The 18,659-nt window shown below is 72.0% G+C and carries 16 protein-coding genes; 7 read left to right on the plus strand and 9 right to left on the minus strand.

Annotation, left to right across the window (positions count from 1 at the left end):
- Positions 1-140: 140 nt before the first annotated feature.
- The 4 genes from OG207_RS41540 to OG207_RS41555 all read right to left on the minus strand — a co-directional run bounded on the left by OG207_RS41540 (position 141) and on the right by OG207_RS41555 (position 2,941).
- The gene (locus OG207_RS41540; protein WP_329106599.1) at positions 141-554 is read right to left on the minus strand and encodes a hypothetical protein; all 414 of its coding nucleotides are present in this window, start codon (positions 552-554) and stop codon (positions 141-143) included.
- A gap of 278 nt (positions 555-832) precedes the next feature.
- Positions 833-1,333: a GNAT family N-acetyltransferase gene (locus OG207_RS41545; protein ID WP_329106601.1), complete on the minus strand. Its 501-nt coding sequence runs from the start codon at positions 1,331-1,333 to the stop codon at positions 833-835.
- Positions 1,334-1,873: 540 nt separating this feature from the next.
- Entirely contained in the window at positions 1,874-2,491 is a 618-nt protein-coding gene (locus tag OG207_RS41550) for an HAD family hydrolase (RefSeq protein WP_329106603.1), read from the minus strand.
- Between the two features lie 24 nt (positions 2,492-2,515).
- The gene (locus OG207_RS41555; protein WP_329106605.1) at positions 2,516-2,941 is read right to left on the minus strand and encodes a cytidine deaminase family protein; all 426 of its coding nucleotides are present in this window, start codon (positions 2,939-2,941) and stop codon (positions 2,516-2,518) included.
- 285 nt (positions 2,942-3,226) lie between these two features.
- On the opposite strand from OG207_RS41555, the gene OG207_RS41560 reads away from it, so the two are divergent.
- The 6 genes from OG207_RS41560 to OG207_RS41585 all read left to right on the plus strand — a co-directional run bounded on the left by OG207_RS41560 (position 3,227) and on the right by OG207_RS41585 (position 11,758).
- Positions 3,227-5,791: a molybdopterin-dependent oxidoreductase gene (locus tag OG207_RS41560; RefSeq protein WP_329106607.1), complete on the plus strand. Its 2,565-nt coding sequence runs from the start codon at positions 3,227-3,229 to the stop codon at positions 5,789-5,791.
- Positions 5,788-6,750: an FAD binding domain-containing protein gene (locus OG207_RS41565; protein ID WP_329106609.1), complete on the plus strand. Its 963-nt coding sequence runs from the start codon at positions 5,788-5,790 to the stop codon at positions 6,748-6,750. Before OG207_RS41560 ends, OG207_RS41565 begins: the two co-directional genes overlap by 4 nt.
- A 178-nt stretch (positions 6,751-6,928) precedes the next feature.
- Positions 6,929-7,525, plus strand: coding sequence for a hypothetical protein (locus tag OG207_RS41570; RefSeq protein WP_329106610.1), 597 nt, complete (start codon positions 6,929-6,931; stop codon positions 7,523-7,525).
- Positions 7,526-7,615: 90 nt separating this feature from the next.
- Positions 7,616-8,614 (plus strand): linear amide C-N hydrolase, encoded by a 999-nt coding sequence (locus OG207_RS41575; protein ID WP_329106613.1) that lies wholly within the window; start codon positions 7,616-7,618, stop codon positions 8,612-8,614.
- A gap of 159 nt (positions 8,615-8,773) precedes the next feature.
- On the plus strand, positions 8,774-9,961 hold the full coding sequence (locus tag OG207_RS41580; RefSeq protein WP_329106615.1) for a glycoside hydrolase family 64 protein: 1,188 nt from the start codon (positions 8,774-8,776) through the stop codon (positions 9,959-9,961).
- A gap of 282 nt (positions 9,962-10,243) precedes the next feature.
- Positions 10,244-11,758, plus strand: coding sequence for a glutamate synthase subunit beta (locus OG207_RS41585; RefSeq protein WP_329106617.1), 1,515 nt, complete (start codon positions 10,244-10,246; stop codon positions 11,756-11,758).
- A gap of 207 nt (positions 11,759-11,965) precedes the next feature.
- Here OG207_RS41585 and OG207_RS41590 read toward each other — a convergent pair whose 3' ends face one another.
- From OG207_RS41590 to OG207_RS41600, 3 genes are all read right to left on the minus strand, one after another.
- Positions 11,966-13,615, minus strand: coding sequence for a purine-cytosine permease family protein (locus OG207_RS41590; protein ID WP_329106619.1), 1,650 nt, complete (start codon positions 13,613-13,615; stop codon positions 11,966-11,968).
- Positions 13,616-13,831: 216 nt separating this feature from the next.
- A complete protein-coding gene (locus OG207_RS41595) occupies positions 13,832-14,629 on the minus strand; it encodes an SGNH/GDSL hydrolase family protein (RefSeq protein WP_329106620.1) in 798 nt (265 codons plus the stop codon).
- Position 14,630: 1 nt separating this feature from the next.
- Positions 14,631-15,359, minus strand: coding sequence for a hypothetical protein (locus OG207_RS41600; protein WP_329106622.1), 729 nt, complete (start codon positions 15,357-15,359; stop codon positions 14,631-14,633).
- Between the two features lie 68 nt (positions 15,360-15,427).
- Between OG207_RS41600 and OG207_RS41605 the strand changes: the two genes are divergently transcribed.
- Positions 15,428-15,991 carry a MarR family winged helix-turn-helix transcriptional regulator gene (locus OG207_RS41605; protein ID WP_329106624.1) on the plus strand — a complete coding sequence of 188 codons (564 nt, stop codon included), beginning with the start codon at positions 15,428-15,430 and terminating at the stop codon, positions 15,989-15,991.
- Between the two features lie 152 nt (positions 15,992-16,143).
- Here the strand turns inward: OG207_RS41605 and OG207_RS41610 are convergent, their stop codons facing one another.
- A complete protein-coding gene (locus OG207_RS41610; protein WP_329106626.1) occupies positions 16,144-16,839 on the minus strand; it encodes a VOC family protein in 696 nt (231 codons plus the stop codon).
- A gap of 112 nt (positions 16,840-16,951) precedes the next feature.
- A complete protein-coding gene (locus OG207_RS41615) occupies positions 16,952-18,646 on the minus strand; it encodes an AMP-binding protein (protein ID WP_329106628.1) in 1,695 nt (564 codons plus the stop codon).
- Between the last annotated feature and the right edge of the window lie 13 nt (positions 18,647-18,659).

The raw sequence follows: 18,659 nt of genomic DNA on the forward strand, positions 1-18,659 counted from the left end.
TTTCCCGGGCGCGTCGGAGTCGGTGAGAACGCCTGCCGCGACGGGCCCGCCCAAGCCGTACGCGGCCCTGGTGGCTTCTCGGCGAAGCCCGTCCCTTCCGCGGCCTCAGCGCGCGCCGTCGCGTCGCCCCCGGCCCCGTGTCACGGGGACCGGTGGTTGAACCAGGCACGGCTTTCCGGCTGGTTCGGGCGGGCGATCGCCAGGACCGCCGGCACCAGCCAGGCGAATCCCAGGAGGGGGATCACCTGGAAGAACGCCCAGCTGAAGGGCAGGGCCGTCCACCCGTAGGCGAAGGCGGACACGCGCAGGTTCTGATGGCGCGTGGGGAATTTGAGGGCGGTGGTGACCCCCCATGCGGAGACCGCGAGGACGAGTAGGCCGACGAACACCACCATCCCGGCGCGGTCTTCGTCCGCCGTGGTGCAACACGGGGCGGAAGCGTCACCGTCGCCCCAGATGAAAGTGGCGACGGCCACGCTGTTGGTCACCAGGGCGATGCCGAGGAGGGCCTGCAGCCCGCCCAGGACCATCATCAGTACACGGAGGTTCCTCACGGCGTCCGGCATCCGCGCGCCGGGAGGGATCGACGGGTGGGGGAGTCCCGGCGCACCGGGACGGCCGGGTCCCAACGGTCCCGCCGGTCTCGGGCCGCCGCTCGCGGGCGACCGCCGCCAAGGCCACCGGCCGCCCGACTTCCCGTTGTCCCCGCTCATCCTGACGGTCCTTCCCCTGGAAAGGCCTGGCACCTGCGCGCCATGCTCCGGCGGCTCCTGCCGACTGTCCAGCCCGCAATCCGGCCACTGCCGCCGCACCGTCTTCCGGTCGTACGCCGCTACAGGGCGAGTCGGTAGCGGACCTCGGTGAGGGACACCCCGTCGTAGTCGTCGGTTTGGACCGCACCATCGGCGACATAGCCGGCCCGTTCGTAGAACCGACGCGCCCCGGTGTTGTCGGTGAGCACCCACAGCAGGACCGAACCGAAGCCAAGCGCCGCAGCGTTGGCGTGCACGGCCCCCAGGAGCGTGCGACCGATGCCGGACCCGATGAGCGAGGGCCGGACGTACAGCGCGTAGAGCTCACCCGCAGCCGTGCGCGAAGGCCCGAAGCAGGCCCAACCCGTCACTGCGCCGCGGGCGTCCACCGCCACCAGGTCGACCGTGGCCTTGTCCGGCTTCGTGACGTACTGGCGGCGCTGGTGCGCATCCGCTTCGACCGTCATGCGATCGAGGTAGGACCGGGGCACGATCCCGGCGTACGCGACCTTCCAGCCGGTCACCCGAATCTCCGAGACAGCCGTGACATCGGCCTCGGTCATCACTCGCACGGTCGACATCACCGCACTGTACGAGACCGGTCGCGGAGGGGGTACCCGGTCAGTGACCACCGCGGCCGTCTCGGAGCCGGCGGTCCAGGAACTCGATCAGCCGGGTTTCCGAACGGGCGATACGTTCTCGTTGTTCGCGGGGGAGCGGCGCGAGGACGTCGACGAGGACCCGTTTCCGATGGACGTACACCATGTTCCCGGAGTAGATCCGGCACCCCGAGCACCAGGCGAATCCGATGCACCGCTCGAAGTGGGATGACTCGGGCGGATGGTGGCGGTACTGGTACGAGCGGACGGGCGTCCCGCAGGCGGCGCAGCCCCGTCGGTCCCCGTCGGGGAGCGTGTCCCAGGTTCCGACCTTGCGCCAGTGCCGCCACCCGGCCGCTGCTCTTCACGTCGTCATGCGGAGGATCCTCGCCCACGCTGCGGCGCCCGTCCACCCGTTTTGGACGGGGACTCCGCCACGGGACGTGCGACCGACCCCCTGGCGAGCGGCCCGGTGATCGCCGGGTGGACCGGTGGTTGCGGCTCGCCCGGTCACGGTGACGGTCACGTTCGCAGCGCCGCGGTCGCGTCCCGCAGCTGGTCGACGTGCCGGTAGTGGATCCCGGTCAGCCCGGCCGCTCGTGCCGCGGCGACGTGGCCGGGAGTGTCGTCGATGAACAGGCACCGCCCCAGCTCCACTCCCACCGCCTCCGCCGCGGCTTCGAAGACCCGGTGGTCGGGTTTGGCGACGCCGGTGCGGGCGGTGTTGATGACCGCGTCGAACGCGTCGGCCAGCCCCAGCGCGGTGAGGTCGGCCTCCAGGCGGGTGGTCGCGTTCGACACCAGGACCACCGGCACCCGGCTGCGGATCGCGGTCAGGATCTCCAGGACGGCCCCATCGACGCGGCCGGTCAGCGCCGCCCAGCCGCCGACGAGATCCTGAGCACGGGCCCCTGACCCGCAGACCTCGGCGAGATCCTCCGCGACGCGCCGGCGCCACTGTTCGTCACTGATCCGACCGGTGACGGCGGCGTCCAGGAGCTCGGGGCGGAACGCGGCGGACGCGAGCGTGCCCTCGGCCAGTCCGGCCGTGCGGTCGAGCGCGGCCATCCCATCGGGATCCCACAGGCGCAGGACCCCGTCGAAGTCGCAGAGAACGGCGTCGAAAGGTGCTTCACTCATGATGCAGATCCTTTCGGACGGCGGTCAGGACGGGTCGAGTTGGTGGTCGGCCCAGACGTAGCTCTCGGGGAGCAGGTCGGTGATGGAGAAGGTCCGGGGGGTCCGGGGGTGGTCGCCCGTCCCGACGATGACCTCGATGGCGGGGAAGTAGTCGAGGAGGACCTGGCGGCATCGGCCGCACGGGGGAAGGATCCCCCGGTCACGGTCGCCCACGGCGACGATCGTGTCCAGTACGTACGCGCCCTGGGCGGCCGCGGTGCCGATGAGGACCAGCTCGGCGCAGGGACCGCCGGTGAAGTGGTCGGCGTTCACGGCGGTGATGATCCGGCCGTCCCGGGCGCGGGCCGCGGCAGCCACGGTGTGGTTGTCGCCGCGGCAGCGGGTGCGCGCGACGTGTGTTGCGGCCCGGATGAGTTCGTGGTCGACGGGGTGAGGAGGTGTGGTGGTCATCGGCTCTGCCTTCGTTCGGTGTCCGCCGACGTTGCTCCGAGCGACGGACGGTGCGCAAGCGAATATCGCCGACGCCCCGGCCCCGGCCGCGCGGGGCAGTGCGGGAGGCACGAACGGTGCAGGGGTGCCGGATGGGCCCGCCTGTACCTGGCGCACGTTCCGGTGCCCCGCGACCGCCGGCCGGGCCGGCGCCGACCTGCGCCGGAGCCGCGAGCGCGATATCAAGGAGCGTGAAGGCGCGCGCCAGGTGCGACAGGCGCCACCCCGCGGTGAGGAGAACGTCTCGTGGAGTTCGAGGTCAATGGCACCCGCCGCGTGGTGGACGTGGACGACGACCCGGCCGCCGTGGACGTCGTGCGGGACCGGCTGGGGCTGACCGGCACCAAACTGGTCTGTGCGGGCGGGGTGTGCGGGGCCTGCACGATCCAGGTCGACGGTGAACCCCGGGTGTCCTGCCTGACACCGGCGGTCCTGCTGGCCGGCCGACGGGTCACGACCGTGGAGGGCCTGTCCGGCCACCCGGTCGGACGTGCCTTCGCCGGCGAGGACGCCCTCCAGTGCGGCTACTGCACCCCGGGGTTCGTCGTCGCGGCGGCGGCCTTCTTCGAGCGGTGGCGAGCCGCCCACGGCCGCACCCGGCCCGGACGGGAGCCCATCGCGGACGCGCTCGCGGGCCACCTGTGCCGGTGCGGTGCGTACGAGGGGATCCTCAGCGCGGTGGCCGCGGCCTGCGCCGGCGACTACGACACGGCCCCGGCCGGAGGGGAAGCGCCGGCGGTCCCGCGCACCGAGGCTCCGCAGAAGACCGACGGATCGGCCCGCTACACCACGGACCTGCGCCCCGAGGGACTGCTGGAAGGGGTGATCATCCGCTCGCCGCACGCGCACGCGCTCGTACGCTCCCTCGAAGCCGGCGACCTGCCCCTGGTACCGCTGCTCCCCCCGGACGGCGTGGTGCGGTACGTCGGCCAGCCGGTGGCCGCGGTCGCGGCGCCGGACCGGGCCTCCGCACGGGCGGCGGCCGCGCGGGTCACGGTGGACTACGAGGTGCTCCCGGCGGCCCTGGACGCACGCCGGGCCCGAACCGGTGAGGGCCCCTTGGTCTACGAGGACAAGGCGGCGCGCAAGCGCGCACCGGGGTCCGGCGAGACCCCCCAACTCGTGCCCGCCCGCTGGCGCGGCAACCTCCGGGGCCCGTCCGCCATGAGCAAACGCCCCGCCACGGCCGTGCGCCGCATCACCGAGGCCCGCAGCCGCACTCCCGAACGGGTGGTGGAAGGCGTCTACACCACCGCCGCGCAGACGCACACCCCCCTCGAACCGCACGCCTGCCTGGCCCGGTGGGTCGACGGCACCCTCCACCTGGAGGTGTCCACCCAGTCCGTGAAACGCACGGCCGAGCTCGCCGCCGAACGCTTCGGTTTGCCCGTCGAGCGCGTGGTGGCACGAGCCGTCCACGTGGGCGGCGGCTTCGGCTGCAAAATGGGACTGACCTCCGACGTCGTCGCCGCGGTCGAACTGGCCCGGCTGCACGACGCCCCGGTGCGGGTGGTGCTGGACCGGGACGAGGAACTCACCGACGGCGGATACCGGCCCGGCACCCGGATCCGGCTGGCCATGGTCGCGGACGCGGCCGGCGATCTGAGCGCGCTGGCGATGGACGCGGACAACGACGGCGGCGTCTCGATCGGCGGCACCGTGGCGGCACTGGCCCGCTTCATGTACGGCAAGGCCCCCCGGCGGCTCCGCGACTTCGACACCGTCACCCACCGCCCTCCGGGCGCCCCGTTCCGCGGCCCGGGCGGACCCACCATGTGCTGGGCCCTGGAGCAGGCCGTCGACGAGATGGCCCAGCGGCTCGGCGAGGACCCGATCGCCCTGCGCCGCCGCTGGGACGGCAACCCCAAGCGGCACGCCCTGTACGAGCGGGGGGCCGCGCTCCCGGTCTGGTCGGGCCCCCGCGGCGGCACCGGCCGGTACCGCCGCGGCGTCGGCGTCGCGGCGGCCAACTGGATGTACTTCCTCGACCCCGTCACCGAAGTCGAGCTCACCGTCGAGGACGGCATCGTCGTCGCCCGCTGCGCCGTGCAGGACATGGGCACGGGCTCGCGCACCGTGCTGCGCCGGGCCGTCGCCGCGGGACTCGGCCTGCCGGAGGACAGGGTGCGCGCCGAGATCGGCCACAGCGACGCCGTCCACGGCCCCACCTCCGGCGGCAGCCGCACCACGCCCTCCCTCGTGCCCGCCGCCGCGGACGCCGCCGCCCGACTGCGCGACGCGCTCGGCGGCGGTGACGTCGCCGCCCGGCTGGCCATGGCGCACGGCGTACGGGTGACCGGCCGCCGCCCCCGCGACCGCCGGGGCTTCGTGACCCCCTTCACCATGGGTGGCATCGCGATCGGCCGCGGCTTCACCGGATCGGTGCAGGTCGCCGAGGTCGAGGTGGACACCCGGCTCGGTCGCGTCCGCCCGCTCAGCGTGTGGAGCGGCATCGCCGCGGGCCGGATCCACGAGGACCGCCTCGCCCGCAGCCAGTGCCAGGGCGCCGTCGTACAGGGCATCGGCTACGCCCTGTACGAGGAACGGCGCACCGACCCGGCCACCGGAAGGGTGCTGACCGAGAACCTCGAGGACTACCGCATCCCCGGCATCGGGGACACCCCCGAGATCACCGTCCACTTCCACCAGGAGGGCTTCGAGCACGTGCCCGGTGGCGGAGTCGGCCTCGGCGAGATCGCGACCCTGCCCACCGCCGCCTGCCTGGCCAACGCCGTGCACGACGCAACCGGCTGGCGCCCGTACGACATGCCCATCCGCCCCGACCGGCTCCTGGAAGGACTGGGCACGTGAGCACCGAAACCGCCCTCACCGACCTCTCGGCCACCGTCCTGGCCCGCGGCGGGGAACTGCGCGCCGGTGGCACCGACACCACCGCCCGGCAGCGCAGCGGCATCTCCCCGGGGCCGTTCACCGACCTCGGCGGCGCCGCCCACCTGCGCGGCTGCACGCCACTGCCCGGCGGCGGGCTACAGATCGGCGCCCTGACGACCCTCGCCGAGCTGGCCGCCGATCCGCGGGTACGCGCCGGCTGGCCGGCCCTGGCCCTGGCGGCCGGGACCGCGGCCACACCGCAGATCCGTGCCGCCGGCACCGTGGGCGGCAACCTGCTGCAGCGCAACCGCTGTTGGTACTACCGCAATCCGCATTTCAGCTGCCTCCAGAAGGGCGGCCCCGGCTGCCCCGCGCGCCAGGGCGACCACCACTTCGGCGTGGTCAGCGGCGAGGGCCCGTGCATCGCCCCGCACCCGTCCACTCTGGCGATGGCCCTGCTCACCTACGACGCCGAGGCGCACGTCCACGGCGAATCCCCGCGCGGCGTGGCCGACTTGTACGGAGAGGGCGAACGGCTCTCCCACGCCGACCACCTGCTGCCGCCGGACCGCATCCTCACCTCGGTCCACCTGCCCGCGCCCTGGCCCGGCGAACGCGCAGCCTGCCACCGGGCCATCAGCCGGGCCCACGCCGAATGGCCCCTGGTCGAGGCCACCGCCCGGCTGGTGCTCGACGGCTCCACCGTCACGCGTGCCGCCGTCGCGGCGGGCGGGGTGGCCCGCGTACCGCTGCGGCTCACGGAGGTGGAGGCCGCCCTGATCGGCCGCGAGGCCACGCCGGACGTCCTCGCCGCGGCCGCAGCGACGGTCCTCGCCCGCTGCCGGCCGCTGCCGCAGACCGGATACAAGGCCGAGCTGTTCGGCAACACCGTCCTGGAAGTCCTGGAGCAGGCCCTGGGACCGGCCACCGCAGGCTAGGTGGTCTCCAGCTTGACTCGGCTCTGTGCCTGCTGGAGGAAGGAGATCTGCTGGGCGATCAGGGCGGGCGGGGGCGGGCGCGGGCCATCCGGGCGGGGCACGGGGCGCGTACGGCATGGCACCCGGGGCCGCGGCGTCCCGCGGCACATGCTGGGGCCCCCGCCCTGCAGGAGAGCCGGTGACTGATTCCAGACCGCGAGCGACCACGAGGCCGGCATCCGCCGGGGCGGCCGACGGCATTCCCGCTCCCGGGGTCATCGGCATCGGACTTGCCGCGGTGCTGACGTTCGCCCTCGCCCAGGGCTCGTGGCAGTGGTTCGCCACGTTCATCGGCGTGACCCTGCTCGCGGTGCTGCTCGCCTTCCAGCGACGGGCGCAGTGGTCCCCGGACATCCGCTCGCCGTACGTGCGCGGCCTGGTCGCGTACTCACTGGTCGTCGGCCTGTGCGTGGCGATCGCACTGGCGCCCCTCCTGCAGCGCCGGGCGTGGCTGTTCCCGATGCCGGGCACGCGCAGCGACTGCGTGCTGGTGGGCAGGTACGCGGCGCTCCAGGTGGAGGCCGGGCTCGGGAACCTGGCCGCCAGTGGCGGCCCGGCCGTGGCGTTCGCGCAGGAGGACCAGGCCCGCAAGGCCGTTGCGGAGTGCCTGGCGGCCACGACGACCCTGCGGCTGCCGGTGTACGGGGTGGGGGCGGCGGTGCTGGTGGGAGTCTGCGCGTGGTTCCGCGACCGGTCCGTCTCCCGGGCCCGCACCCGTTCGGGCCCCGTCGGCTAACTGGTGCCTGTCGGTTGACGGTGGAGGGGACGTGGCTCGAGCGCAAGCCGATGCGTACGGCTCACAAAGAGAGGGACGAGGGATTCACCCATGTGCACACGGATCTTGTGGAACACCAACGACCACGCTGTCCTCGCAGGCCGGACGATGGACTGGCCGGAATCGACCGAGCCGGTCCTGACCGTGTTCCCCCGGGGGGTGGAGCGCGACGGCGGCACCCTCGCGGGTACCACCGTCGTCGACGACAACCCCCTGCTGTGGACGAGCGCCTTCGGCAGCCTCGTGACGACCGTCTACGGTGCCGGCACGGCCGACGGCATCAACGAAGCCGGCCTCGCGGCGCACATGCTGTACCTGGACGTCACCGACCTCGGCCCCCGCGACCCCAGCAGGCCCGGCCTGCAGATCGCCCTGTGGATCCAGTACCTGTTGGACTGCGCCGGCACCGTGCAGGACGCCCTGGACCTGCTCGACACCTGTCAGCTGGTACCGGTCGAGATGCGCGGCTTCCGGGCCTCGGTGCACGTGGCCCTCGAGGACGCGTCCGGGGACTCCGCGATCGTCGAGTACATCGCGGGCGGGCGGCAGGTGCACCACGACCGCAGCTACACGATCATGACGAACGAACCCCCCTACGAGGAGCAACTCCGTCTGCTGCGGGAAAAGGTGCGCGCCGTGCAGGGGCTCGGTCACGACCGGCCCAGCAGCGAGGTTCCCCTCCCCGGAAACGTGAACGCGGTCGACCGCTTCCAGCGCGCCGCCTACTTCAGTTCGCTGCTGCCCGAGCCTGCGGACGACCGGGAGGCGGTCGCCGCGATCCTGGCCGTCACCCGCAACGCCTCGGTGCCCTTCGGCGCGCCGTACCGCGAGGGGAGGTTCAAGACCTACAACACCGAGTACCGCACCGTCTGTGACCTCACCAGCAAGCGGTACTTCTTCGAACTGGCCACCAGCCCGAACCTCCTGTGGGCCGAGATCGACCGCTTCGACCTGTCCCACGGAGCTCCCGTCATGACGCTGCGTCCCGACGGGATCGACCTCGTCGGGGACGTCTCGGACAGGTTCACTCGAGCGCCCGCGCCGTTCTGAGGGTCGCGAAGCCGAACGGGCCTTCTGCTCTGCATCGGACAAGTTCATTGACAGGAGTTGAACGCAGTCAGACGCTGAGAGCGCTCTCATTCGTCAATTCATGGGCATGGGAGCGTTGCACCTCCCCCCACTGTCAGGTGCCCCACAAGGAGGCAGATCGTGTTCCGCTTATCGAAGGTGCTGGCTTCCGGGCTCTCGGCGCTGGCGGTCGCCGCCAGCCTGATCGCCCTCGGTCCGCTGACATCGGCAGAGGCCGTACCGGCGACCATCCCGCTCACGATCAAGAACAACTCGGGACGCGGCGAGCCGGTGTACGTCTACAACCTGGGCACGCAGCTCGCGACGGGACGGCAGGGCTGGGCCGACGCCAACGGCGCGTTCCACCCCTGGCCCGCTGGGGGCAATCCCCCCACCCCGGCGCCCGACGCGTCGATCACGGGTCCGGCCAACGGGCAGACCAAGACGATCCGGATGCCCAAGTTCTCCGGACGCGTCTACTTCTCCATCGGCCAGAAGATCGTCTTCAAGCTCAGTACCGGCGGCCTCGTGCAGCCCGCCGTGCAGAACCCCTCCGACCCCAACCGCAACGTCCTGTTCAACTGGTCCGAGTACACGCTGGGCGATGCCGGCCTGTGGATCAACAGCACCCAGGTCGACATGTTCTCGGCCCCGTACGCGGTGGGCGTGAAGGCGACCGACGGTACGGTCACGAGCACGGGCCGGCTGCGCCCGGGCGGCTACGACGCCGTCTTCGGTCAGCTGCGTGCGGCCGGCTGGGGCGGACTGATCCAGAACCGCCCCGACGGCACACCGCTGCGCGCGCTCTCGCCCGGCCACGGCATCGAGGCGGGCGCGATCCCCGCCGGCGCCATGAACGACTACATCAACCGGGTGTGGAAGAAGTACGCCTCCTCCACGCTCACCGTGACGCCCTTCGCGAACCAACCGAACACCAAGTACTACGGCCGGGTCTCGGGCAGCGTCATGAACTTCACCGACGGCTCGGGAGCGGTGGTCACCAGCTTCCAGAAGCCGGATTCCGACAGCGTCTTCGGCTGCTACAAGCTCCTGGACGCACCCAACGACCTGGTCCGTGGCCCGATCTCCCGCACCCTGTGCGCGGGCTTCAACCGGTCGACGCTCTTGACCAACCCGGCCCAACCCGACCCGAACGACGCCAACTTCTACCGTGACGCCGTCACCAACCACTACTCCCGCATCATCCACGGCCAGATGGCCGACGGTAAGGCGTACGGCTTCGCCTTCGACGACGTGGGCGCCCACGAGTCGCTGGTGCACGACGGCAACCCCCAAGAGGCCTTCATGACGCTGGAGCCGTTCAACTAAGGGCTGTCCGGAGGCGGTGACCGGCCGGACGACGGGGGACCGGAGACATGCGCAGAGGCGAGCGGCCGTAGCGGACGGTGCCCGTGCCCGACCCGTGGGCGAGCCGCAGCGGATCACCACGCCGCCGTCACCGTCCGCATCCGTCCGGTCACCCCTTCCGTTCGCCCGGGTCTCTGCCGCGCGGGCGGCGTAACCTGACTGAACCGCCACAGAACGCGCGTACGAGCGACACGGTGCGCGGGCCGTGCAGCCCGCCGCGCCCACGATCCAGGGAGGCGGCGCGTGACCGATCCGTTCGGCTTCCTCAGGATCCCCCGCGAGGCCGTTCCGGCCCGCCCCGTCGAGCAGCGGCTCGGCGATTGGCGCGAGGTCTACGCGGGCCAGGCGCTGCTGCCGGTCGTCTCCCGTCAGGCCGACCGTTGCATGGACTGCGGCATACCGTTCTGCCACACCGGCTGCCCCCTGGGAAACCTCATACCCGAATGGAACGCGTACGCCGCCCACGGCGACTGGCGTGCGGCGTACGAGCGTCTCCACGCGACCAACAACTTCCCGGAGGTCACGGGCAGGCTCTGCCCGGCCCCCTGTGAGGACGCCTGTGTCCTCACGATCAACGCGGACCCGGTGACCATCAAGAACGTCGAGCAGGCGATCGCGGACGTGGGCCTGCGGCGCGGCTACATGGCGCCCAGACCGCCGGAGAAGCGCAGCGGCAAGGCGGTGGCCGTCATAGGCTCCGGTCCCGCCGGACTGGCCGCGGCCCAGCAGCTGACCCGGGCCGGGCACCGCGTCACCGTCCACGAGCGCGCCGACCGGATCGGCGGACTGCTGCGCTACGGCATCCCCGAGTTCAAGATGGAGAAGACCCACCTGGACCGGCGCATCGAGCAGATGCGGGCCGAGGGCACGGTGTTCGTCACGGGTACCGACGTCGGCGGCGCGACCGGTGCCGGCGCGGACGAGCTGCGGGGCGGCTGCGACGCCGTCATCGTCGCGATCGGGGCCGGCGAGCGCCGGGAACTGCCGGTACCGGGCCGTGCGCTGGGCGGCATCCACCAGGCCATGGAGTATCTGACCTGCGCCAACCGGGTACGGGAGGGCGACTACGCCGTGTCGCCCGTCACCGCCGAAGGCAGGCACGTGGTCATCGTGGGCGGCGGTGACACCGGCTCCGACTGCCTCGGTACCGCCTTGCGGCAGGGTGCGGTCTCCGTGCTCCAGCTCGACATCAATCCCGAGCCCGGCCCGGGCCGGACCGACGACGAACCCTGGCCGGTGTACCCGAGGACGTACCGGATCTCCCACGCCCACGAGGAAGCCCGGGGGCGCGCCGGCCGGGACCCCAGGCTGTTCGCCCGCGCCACCCTGCGCTTCGAGGGGGACGCGGCGGGCCGGGTACGGGCGCTGCACCTGACCGCCGTCGAGCCGGTGGCCCGCAGCCCCTTGGCGGGGACCGAGGACGTCATACCGGCGGGGCTGGTCCTGTTGGCCCTCGGTTTCTCGGGCCCGGAGCGGGCCGGTGGGCTGCGCGAACAGCTGGGGCTGGAGCTCGACGAGCGAGGCAACTTCGCGCGGGACGCCGGCTTCGCGGCGGGCGGCGGGCGGCGGGCACCGGGAGTGTTCGTCGCGGGCGACGCCGGCCGGGGGCAATCGCTGGTGGTGTGGGCCATCGCCGAGGGCCGGGCGGCGGCGGCCGCCGTGGACCGCTACCTGACCGGCTCCACCTGCCTCCCGGCTCCGGTCGCCGCGCACGACCAGCCGATGACGGCCTTGGGGCGCATGCGCTACGGGCTCTGAGGAGTCCGGTCGCCGGATGGAGAACGGCCTGCCGGGGCAGACCTTCCCAGCCCGCCCGCCTGCTGGCAAGCACACGACGAGAAGGTACGCGGCACGTCGTGACCGGGGCCCTTTCATGTGTTCTCGGATACCGCCGCAGGAGCGGCGGTGCTCCTCGGCCGACCCGTCCTCGCCCGCCGGCCGAACGGAGCCGGCCGGCCGGCCGGTCTACACGGTGGCCGGCAGGACGTGGTCGCCGGCCTTGTCGGTGCTCAGGCACAGGGAGCACACGACCGCCTCGTGGGTGACACAGGCGGTGAGGTCGGGGCGCTCGTAGGACTGGTGGCAGACGTGGCAGTCGAGGACGGCCGCGCTCGGGTTCCCGTCGGCGTCCAGCAGGGGCTCGCGGATGCCGTCGTCGGTGCGGCGCAGGTAGTAGCGGCCTTTGGTGATCACGGCCATCAGCGGGGTGACGACGAAGGCGATGGCGGCTGCGGCCACGGGCGAGTACGGCTGGAGGGTGTCGCCGAGGAGGTGGAAGTACATGGCGATCGACAGCCCGGAGGCGGCGCCGAAGGCCACGATGCCGACCGGATTCACCGCGTGGAGCATCCCCCGGCGGAACTCCGGCTGGAGCGGGGACAGTTTCAGCACGTACTTGTTGATGCCGATGTCGGTGGCCACGGTGACCACCCAGGCGATCGCGCAGTTCGAATAGAAGCCCAGGACGCTGCCCAGGAAACTGAACATGTCGGCTTCCATCAGGGCGAGCGCGAAGGCCAGGTTGACCAGGACGAAGACCATGCGGCCGGGGTAGTGCTTGGTGACGCGGGTGAAGGAGTTCGTCCAGGCCAGCGAGCCGGAGTACGCGTTCGTCACGTTGATCTTGATCTGGCTGATGACCACCAGGACCACGGCCAGCGGGACGACCGACCAGGCCGGCATCATCGCGTCGAAGGCGCTGCGGAACTGCTGGATGGGCTCGGGCGCGGCCGCCGGTCCGACCTCGGCGACGATGTAGACGGCGAGGAAGACCCCGATGGCCTGCTTGAGCGCACCGAGCACGACCCACCCGGGCCCGGCCATGATCACCGCGGTCCACCAGGCGCGCTTGTTCGCCCCGGTTTTGGGCGGCATGAAGCGCAGGTAGTCGATCTGCTCGCCGATCTGCGCGATCAAGGACAGGCACACCCCCGCTCCGAGCATGACGGAGGCGGTGTTGACGGCGCCGTCGCCGTCCGTGCCGGGGTAGGCCAGGAAACGGTCCACGGTGCCGGGGTCTTCGGCGATCAGATAGACCAGCGGACCGACCATGAGCAGCAGCCAGATCGGGGTGGTCCACACCTGGAGCCTGCTGAGCGCCTTCATGCCGTAGACGACGAGCGGGATCACCATGAGGGTGGACACCGCGTAGCCCAGCCACAGCGGCAGCCCGAGGCCGAGTTCGAGGCCCTGGGCCATGATCGAGCCTTCGAGGGCGAAGAAGATGAAGGTGAAGCTGGCGAAGATGACGCTGGTGAGGACCGAGCCGTAGTAGCCGAAGCCGGAGCCGCGGGTGATCAGGTCGAGGTCGATGTTGTAGCGCGCGCCGTAGTAGACCAGGGGTAAGCCGGTGAGGAAGATGACCACCGCGGCGAGGGTGATGGCCACGAGCGCGTTGCTGGTGCCGTGGGCCAGGCCGATGCCGGCGCCGATGGAGAAGTCGGCCATGTAGGCGATGCCGCCGAGGGCGGTGGTGGCCACGACCGTGGGGGTCCAGCGGCGGTATCCGCGGGGTGCGAAACGGAGGGTGTAGTCCTCCAGGGTCTCCTTGACCGCCTGGTCGGCAGGGGGCCTCGTCGTGTGTGCCACGGTCTCTTGCGACTCGGTGGTGCTCATGCCACGCCTCCCGGTGGGGCTGGGTGCAGGTGCGCCGCCGCCGGCAGGACGGGGGCCGATGGGCCGTCATGAGGGTTCCTGCGGCGACGCCGTTCATGCCGGTGGTCCCACGTCGGTCACGCTAGGAAGCGGTTGTTACCCCGGGTGCGCGATGTGGTGAACACCATGTTGCTGTAGGCAGCCCCGCTGCGGGGGGCGCGCCACACCTCCGGGTGGTCAGGGGCCAAGGGTCTCCAGCAGGGCGGCAGTGACGGCGCTTTGGCCCGAGGGGGTGAGGTGGAGGCCGTCCGCCTCATGGTGGCCGCGCACCGCGCGGCGCGTGTCGACCACCGGCTCCGGCCGCGCCAGCAGGAAGTCGGCCACGGCATCGAGGTCCGCATCGGACCAGCTCAGCCCGGCCCGCCGAAAGTGCTCGTACCCGTCCACGAGGTCGGGGTCCGTGTGCGTCGGGGTGAGCCAGACCCACCGGGCTCCCGTCCGGGCCACCGCCAGGTCGTGCAGGGCGATCAGGTTGCGGCAGGTCTCGGCGCGGCCGACGAGCGGAACGCCGTCGATGCGCTGTACGTCGTTCGCGCCGAGCATGCACAACACCCAGTCGGGCCGCTGGAATCCCAGCGCGGGCAGCTGCTGCGTCAGGGCCTGGGCGGTGGTGCTCCCCGATACGGCCAGATTGGTGCACCGCACGCCCTTGGGGAGCAGGTGCCGCAGGATCTCGAACCAGGAGAGCCGGTCGGCGGTGGTGCTCTCGCCCAGGGCCACGACGTGCTCACCCGGCCGGAACGGCAGTGCGGCGATCCGAGCTGCCGTGTCCGGTTCGGCCGACAGCGTGGCCGCCGCTTCCCGGTTGCGCTCCTCGAACTCCTCCAGCCGGCCCCGGTAGTCCCCGGCGTCGGTCCCGAACAGGGCGGCCAGCACCGGCTCGTCGAGCGGCCCCAGGTGGCGCAGGAGCTTCTCCGGCTGGTGGAACCGCAGCAGGCGCTGCGCCTGCGCGGTGTTCCGGTCGGTGGTGGTCATGTCAGCTCTCCTCGGGGACGCGGACGCGGATGCGGGCACGGTTGCGGGGCAGCAGGAAGCCCGCCGCGATCAGCCAGGCCAGCCCGGCGAAGCGGGCGACCGGCAGGAGCAGGGCGGCGCCCTCGGTCAGCAGGACGAGGGTGGCCAGCTCGGCGATGGCGGCCACGGCGAGACCCGCGACGGCCAGGGCCCGCGGCAGGAGCCCGGCCAGCAGCCCGGGTACGGCGATCCCGGCGACGAGCAGGCCCAGTAGCACCACGTGCCCGGGGCCGCCCAGGCCGAACGCCAGGTACTGCAGGGCCCGTACGAGCTCCGGTCGCTGAGCCACCTCGGCGTGCGACAGCACCCAGGTGACCAGGCCGGAGCAGGCCAGGAACGCCGCGGCGAGCACTCCGCCCGCGAGGGCGATGGTGGCGCCGGGCGCCCGGACCCCGAGCCGGCCCAGCCGCGCCGAGACGGTTGCGGCGTAGATGGCCAGGGGGACGGAGGCGGCGAACTGCAGGGCCCCCGATACGCGGACCGCGTCCCCGTGGTCGAGGAAGTACGCGGTGATCGCGTCCGAGTCGCCGAACGGCGACGGGAACGGATCGCCGCCGGCCAGCAGGGTGCTGAGGACGAGGCCGCCGAGGAACAGGGCGGTGAAGACCACGGCGAGGACGCCCGGCGGCGGCCCGGACTGCGGGGCGGTGGTGGGGGTGTTGCGCGGGACACGGCTCTCGATCGCTTCCACGGCACAATCCGTTCTTGAGGAGAATGATTCACTGCGATGAATCATTACATGTCGCGTACGATAGCCGCGTGAACAGCGCCCGGCAACCAGATCCCTCCCCGGCTCCGGCTCCGGCCCAGGACCGGGCTCAGGCCCAGGACCGGGCTCCGGCCCCGGCTCCGCGCGGAGCGGCCTTCCTCCTCGCACAGATCGGTGCCCACGCCGCGGGGCGGTTCGCGGAACGCGTCGCCACCCTGGGGCTCACCCCCGCCGACGTCGGCCTGCTGCGCATGGTCGCCGGGCAGCCCGGCCGCAGCCAGCGCGCGCTCGCCGAGGACCTGGGGGTCGTACCCAGCCGAGTCGTCGCCCTGATCGACGTCCTCGAGGACAAGCAGCTCGTCGAGCGGCGGCGCAGCGCCGAGGACCGCCGCAATTACGAACTGCACCTCACCCCCGAAGGGCGACGGACCCTCGGCGCGGTGTCCCGGGCGGCGGCCACCCACGAGGACGACCTACTGGCCGCCCTCGACCCCGACGGGCGGGCGCGGCTCCTGGAACTCCTCGAACGCGTCGCGGCGCAGCAGGAGCTGACACCGGGTGTGCACCCCGGCTACCGCACGCTCGCGAAGCCGGCGGCGAAGCGGAAGGACTGAGGGCCGACGGGCGGCTGCTTCCGGGGCCGGCTGCCGGAGTTCGCCCACTGCGCGGTGGGCGCGAGGTATGGCACGCTCGCCGTTCGCTACGAAGCCACCGTATTGGTGGCAACCATCAACGAGTGGTCGTGACCATAGGTGCGAAGCGCACCTCAGTCGCCTCGGCCCTGCCATGTGGTCACGCAGGCTTCGTTCCCTTCCGCGTCGGCGAGCACCCAGAATGCGGGGGCACGGGTCGCGGATACGAGTCGGCCCCCGGCCGCCAGTGCGGCCTCGATCCGCCGGGGTGCCTCGTCATGGGGAACGCAGATGTCGAAGTGGATGCGATTGCGCTGCGGGCGCGCCCGATCCATCTGCTGGAACCAGATCGCCGGGCCCTGCCCAACAGGGTCGACAAGTGGATCCTCCGGTCCTTCGGCGCCCGCCTCGTCGGCGTAACCCAGCACCGCCTTCCAGAACGGCCGAATCTCGGCGATGCCCAGCGCATCAATCGCGATCTCCAGGAGTTGGACTGACCGCGGTGCCCCCGTTCCGATCTCGGGCTCCGTCAACAGCAACCCAGTCTCGTTGACGGCGGCCGAGATCCGACGCGCGAGCTCGACGTCCCGGGTGGTAACCGCCGCATGGTCCAGCGACTGCAGGGTGAGCACGACCCGCTGGGGGCGGGCATCGACCCGAAGGTGCCGATCGGCATTGCTGCCGCACACCGCGACGGCGTCCGCCGCCAAGCCGATCGCCTGGGCCAACGATCCGACCGGGACCGACGTTCGCAAAGTGCCCAGCAAGAAGCGCCAGCCGTAGTCGTGGACAGCCTCCGACGCTTCCAGCCGACTCAATGCTCGCTCCATGCCTGCATCCTCGCAGCCCACGGTCACGCCGGTTTGGCGGACATCCGAAACCCCCTAGGTGCAACTGACGGAGCCGCCGCCCCGGGAGCCCGCGGCCACTGCCCCGACAGGGTCAGGCGCTGCCGGCCGCGGCCTCCTCCGCCAACAGGCGGGTCGCCATCGCGCGCATCTCGATCTTGCGGATCTTCCCGGTGACGGTCATCGGGAACTCCTCCACGACATGGACGTAGCGGGGGATCTTGAAGTGGGCGAGCCGCCCCGCGCAGTACGCGCGCACGGCCTTCGCGGTGAGCGGCGCGGCCCCCTCGCGCATCCGCACCCACGCCATCAGCTCCTCCCCGTACTTCGGGTCGGGCACCCCGATGACCTGGACGTCCATGACGTCGGGGTGGGCGTGGAGGAACTCCTCGATCTCGCGCGGGTAGAGGTTCTCGCCGCCCCGGATCACCATGTCCTTGATCCGGCCGGTGATGCTCAGATAGCCGTCGCCGTCCATGACCGCCAGGTCACCGGTGTGCATCCAACCCTCCGGATCGACGGCTTCGGCGGTCTTCTCGGGCTCGCCCCAGTAGCCGAGCATCACCGAATAGCCCCGGGTGCACAGTTCTCCCGGGGTACCCCGCGGGACGGTCCGTCCGGATTGCGGATCGACCACCTTGACCTCCAGGTGCGGGCCGACCCGGCCCACCGTGGAGACCCGGCGCTCGACCGGGTCGTCCACCCGGGTCTGCGTGGACACGGGAGAGGTCTCCGTCATGCCGTAGCAGATGGAGACCTCGGCCATCCCCATCCGCTCGATGACCTCGTTCATGACCTCCACCGGGCAGGGCGACCCCGCCATGATCCCGGTGCGCAGGCTCGACAGGTCGTACCCGTCGAACCCGGGCGCGGCCAGTTCGGCGATGAACATGGTGGGCACCCCGTACAGGGAGGTGCAGGCCTCCGCCTCCACCGCCGCCAGCGTTGCCGACGGATCGAAGGCGGGCGCGGGAATCACCATCGCCGCACCGTGGCTGGTGCAGGCGAGGTTGCCCATCACCATCCCGAAGCAGTGGTAGAAGGGAACGGGGATGCACACCCGGTCGTGTTCGTCGTAGCCGCACAGCTCGCCCACGAAGAAGCCGTTGTTGAGGATGTTGTGGTGCGAGAGGGTGGCTCCCTTGGGGAAGCCGGTGGTGCCCGAGGTGTACTGGATGTTGATCGGGTCGTCCGGGCCCAGTGCGGCCTGCGCCCGCGCCAGCGCGGCCGGATCGGCCCCGCGCCCGCGTTCCAGCAGTGCCTCCCACCGGGGCCCGTCGAACAGGACGGTGAACTCCAGCTCCGGGCAGCGCGGCCGGACCTCCTCGATCATCGCCGCGTAGTCGGAGGTTTTGAAGCGGTCCGCCGCGACCAGGAGCCGGATGCCGGACTGCCCGAGCACGTACTCCAACTCGTGGGAGCGGTAAGCGGGGTTCACGGTGACCAGGATCGCCCCGATCTTCGCGGTGGCGTACTGCACCAGCGTCCACTCGGCGCGGTTGGGCGCCCAGATGCCGACCCGGTCGCCCCGGACGATCCCGAGGTCCAGCAGCCCCAGGGCGAGGGCGTCCACCACGGCGGCCAACTCCGCGTACGTCCACCGGCGGCCGGCGGCCACGTCCACCAGGGCGTCCCGGTCGGGGAAGCGCGCTGCGGTCCGGTCGAGGTTGTCCCCGATCGTCTCGCGGAGCAGCGGGACCCCGGAACCCCCGGACGCACGACTCGACGCTACGGACACACGTACCTCCAGCACTCGCTGCGGCGATGACGGCCAACGCGCACCGCCCATGATCCCCTCCGGG

It is taken from the genome of Streptomyces sp. NBC_01439 (assembly GCF_036227605.1).
In the GTDB taxonomy this organism is placed as follows: Bacteria; Actinomycetota; Actinomycetes; order Streptomycetales; family Streptomycetaceae; genus Streptomyces.

What these genes read in the sequence shown, in the direction of transcription:
- OG207_RS41575 (WP_329106613.1), top strand. Translation starts at nt 7,616, where the DNA reads ATGTGCACACGGATCTTGTGGAACACCAACGACCACGCTGTCCTCGCA.
- OG207_RS41595 (WP_329106620.1), bottom strand. Translation starts at nt 14,629, where the DNA reads ATGACCACCACCGACCGGAACACCGCGCAGGCGCAGCGCCTGCTGCGG.
- OG207_RS41590 (WP_329106619.1), bottom strand. Translation starts at nt 13,615, where the DNA reads ATGAGCACCACCGAGTCGCAAGAGACCGTGGCACACACGACGAGGCCC.
- OG207_RS41555 (WP_329106605.1), bottom strand. Translation starts at nt 2,941, where the DNA reads ATGACCACCACACCTCCTCACCCCGTCGACCACGAACTCATCCGGGCC.
- OG207_RS41615 (WP_329106628.1), bottom strand. Translation starts at nt 18,646, where the DNA reads ATGGGCGGTGCGCGTTGGCCGTCATCGCCGCAGCGAGTGCTGGAGGTA.
- OG207_RS41550 (WP_329106603.1), bottom strand. Translation starts at nt 2,491, where the DNA reads ATGAGTGAAGCACCTTTCGACGCCGTTCTCTGCGACTTCGACGGGGTC.
- OG207_RS41545 (WP_329106601.1), bottom strand. Translation starts at nt 1,333, where the DNA reads ATGTCGACCGTGCGAGTGATGACCGAGGCCGATGTCACGGCTGTCTCG.
- OG207_RS41610 (WP_329106626.1), bottom strand. Translation starts at nt 16,839, where the DNA reads ATGGAGCGAGCATTGAGTCGGCTGGAAGCGTCGGAGGCTGTCCACGAC.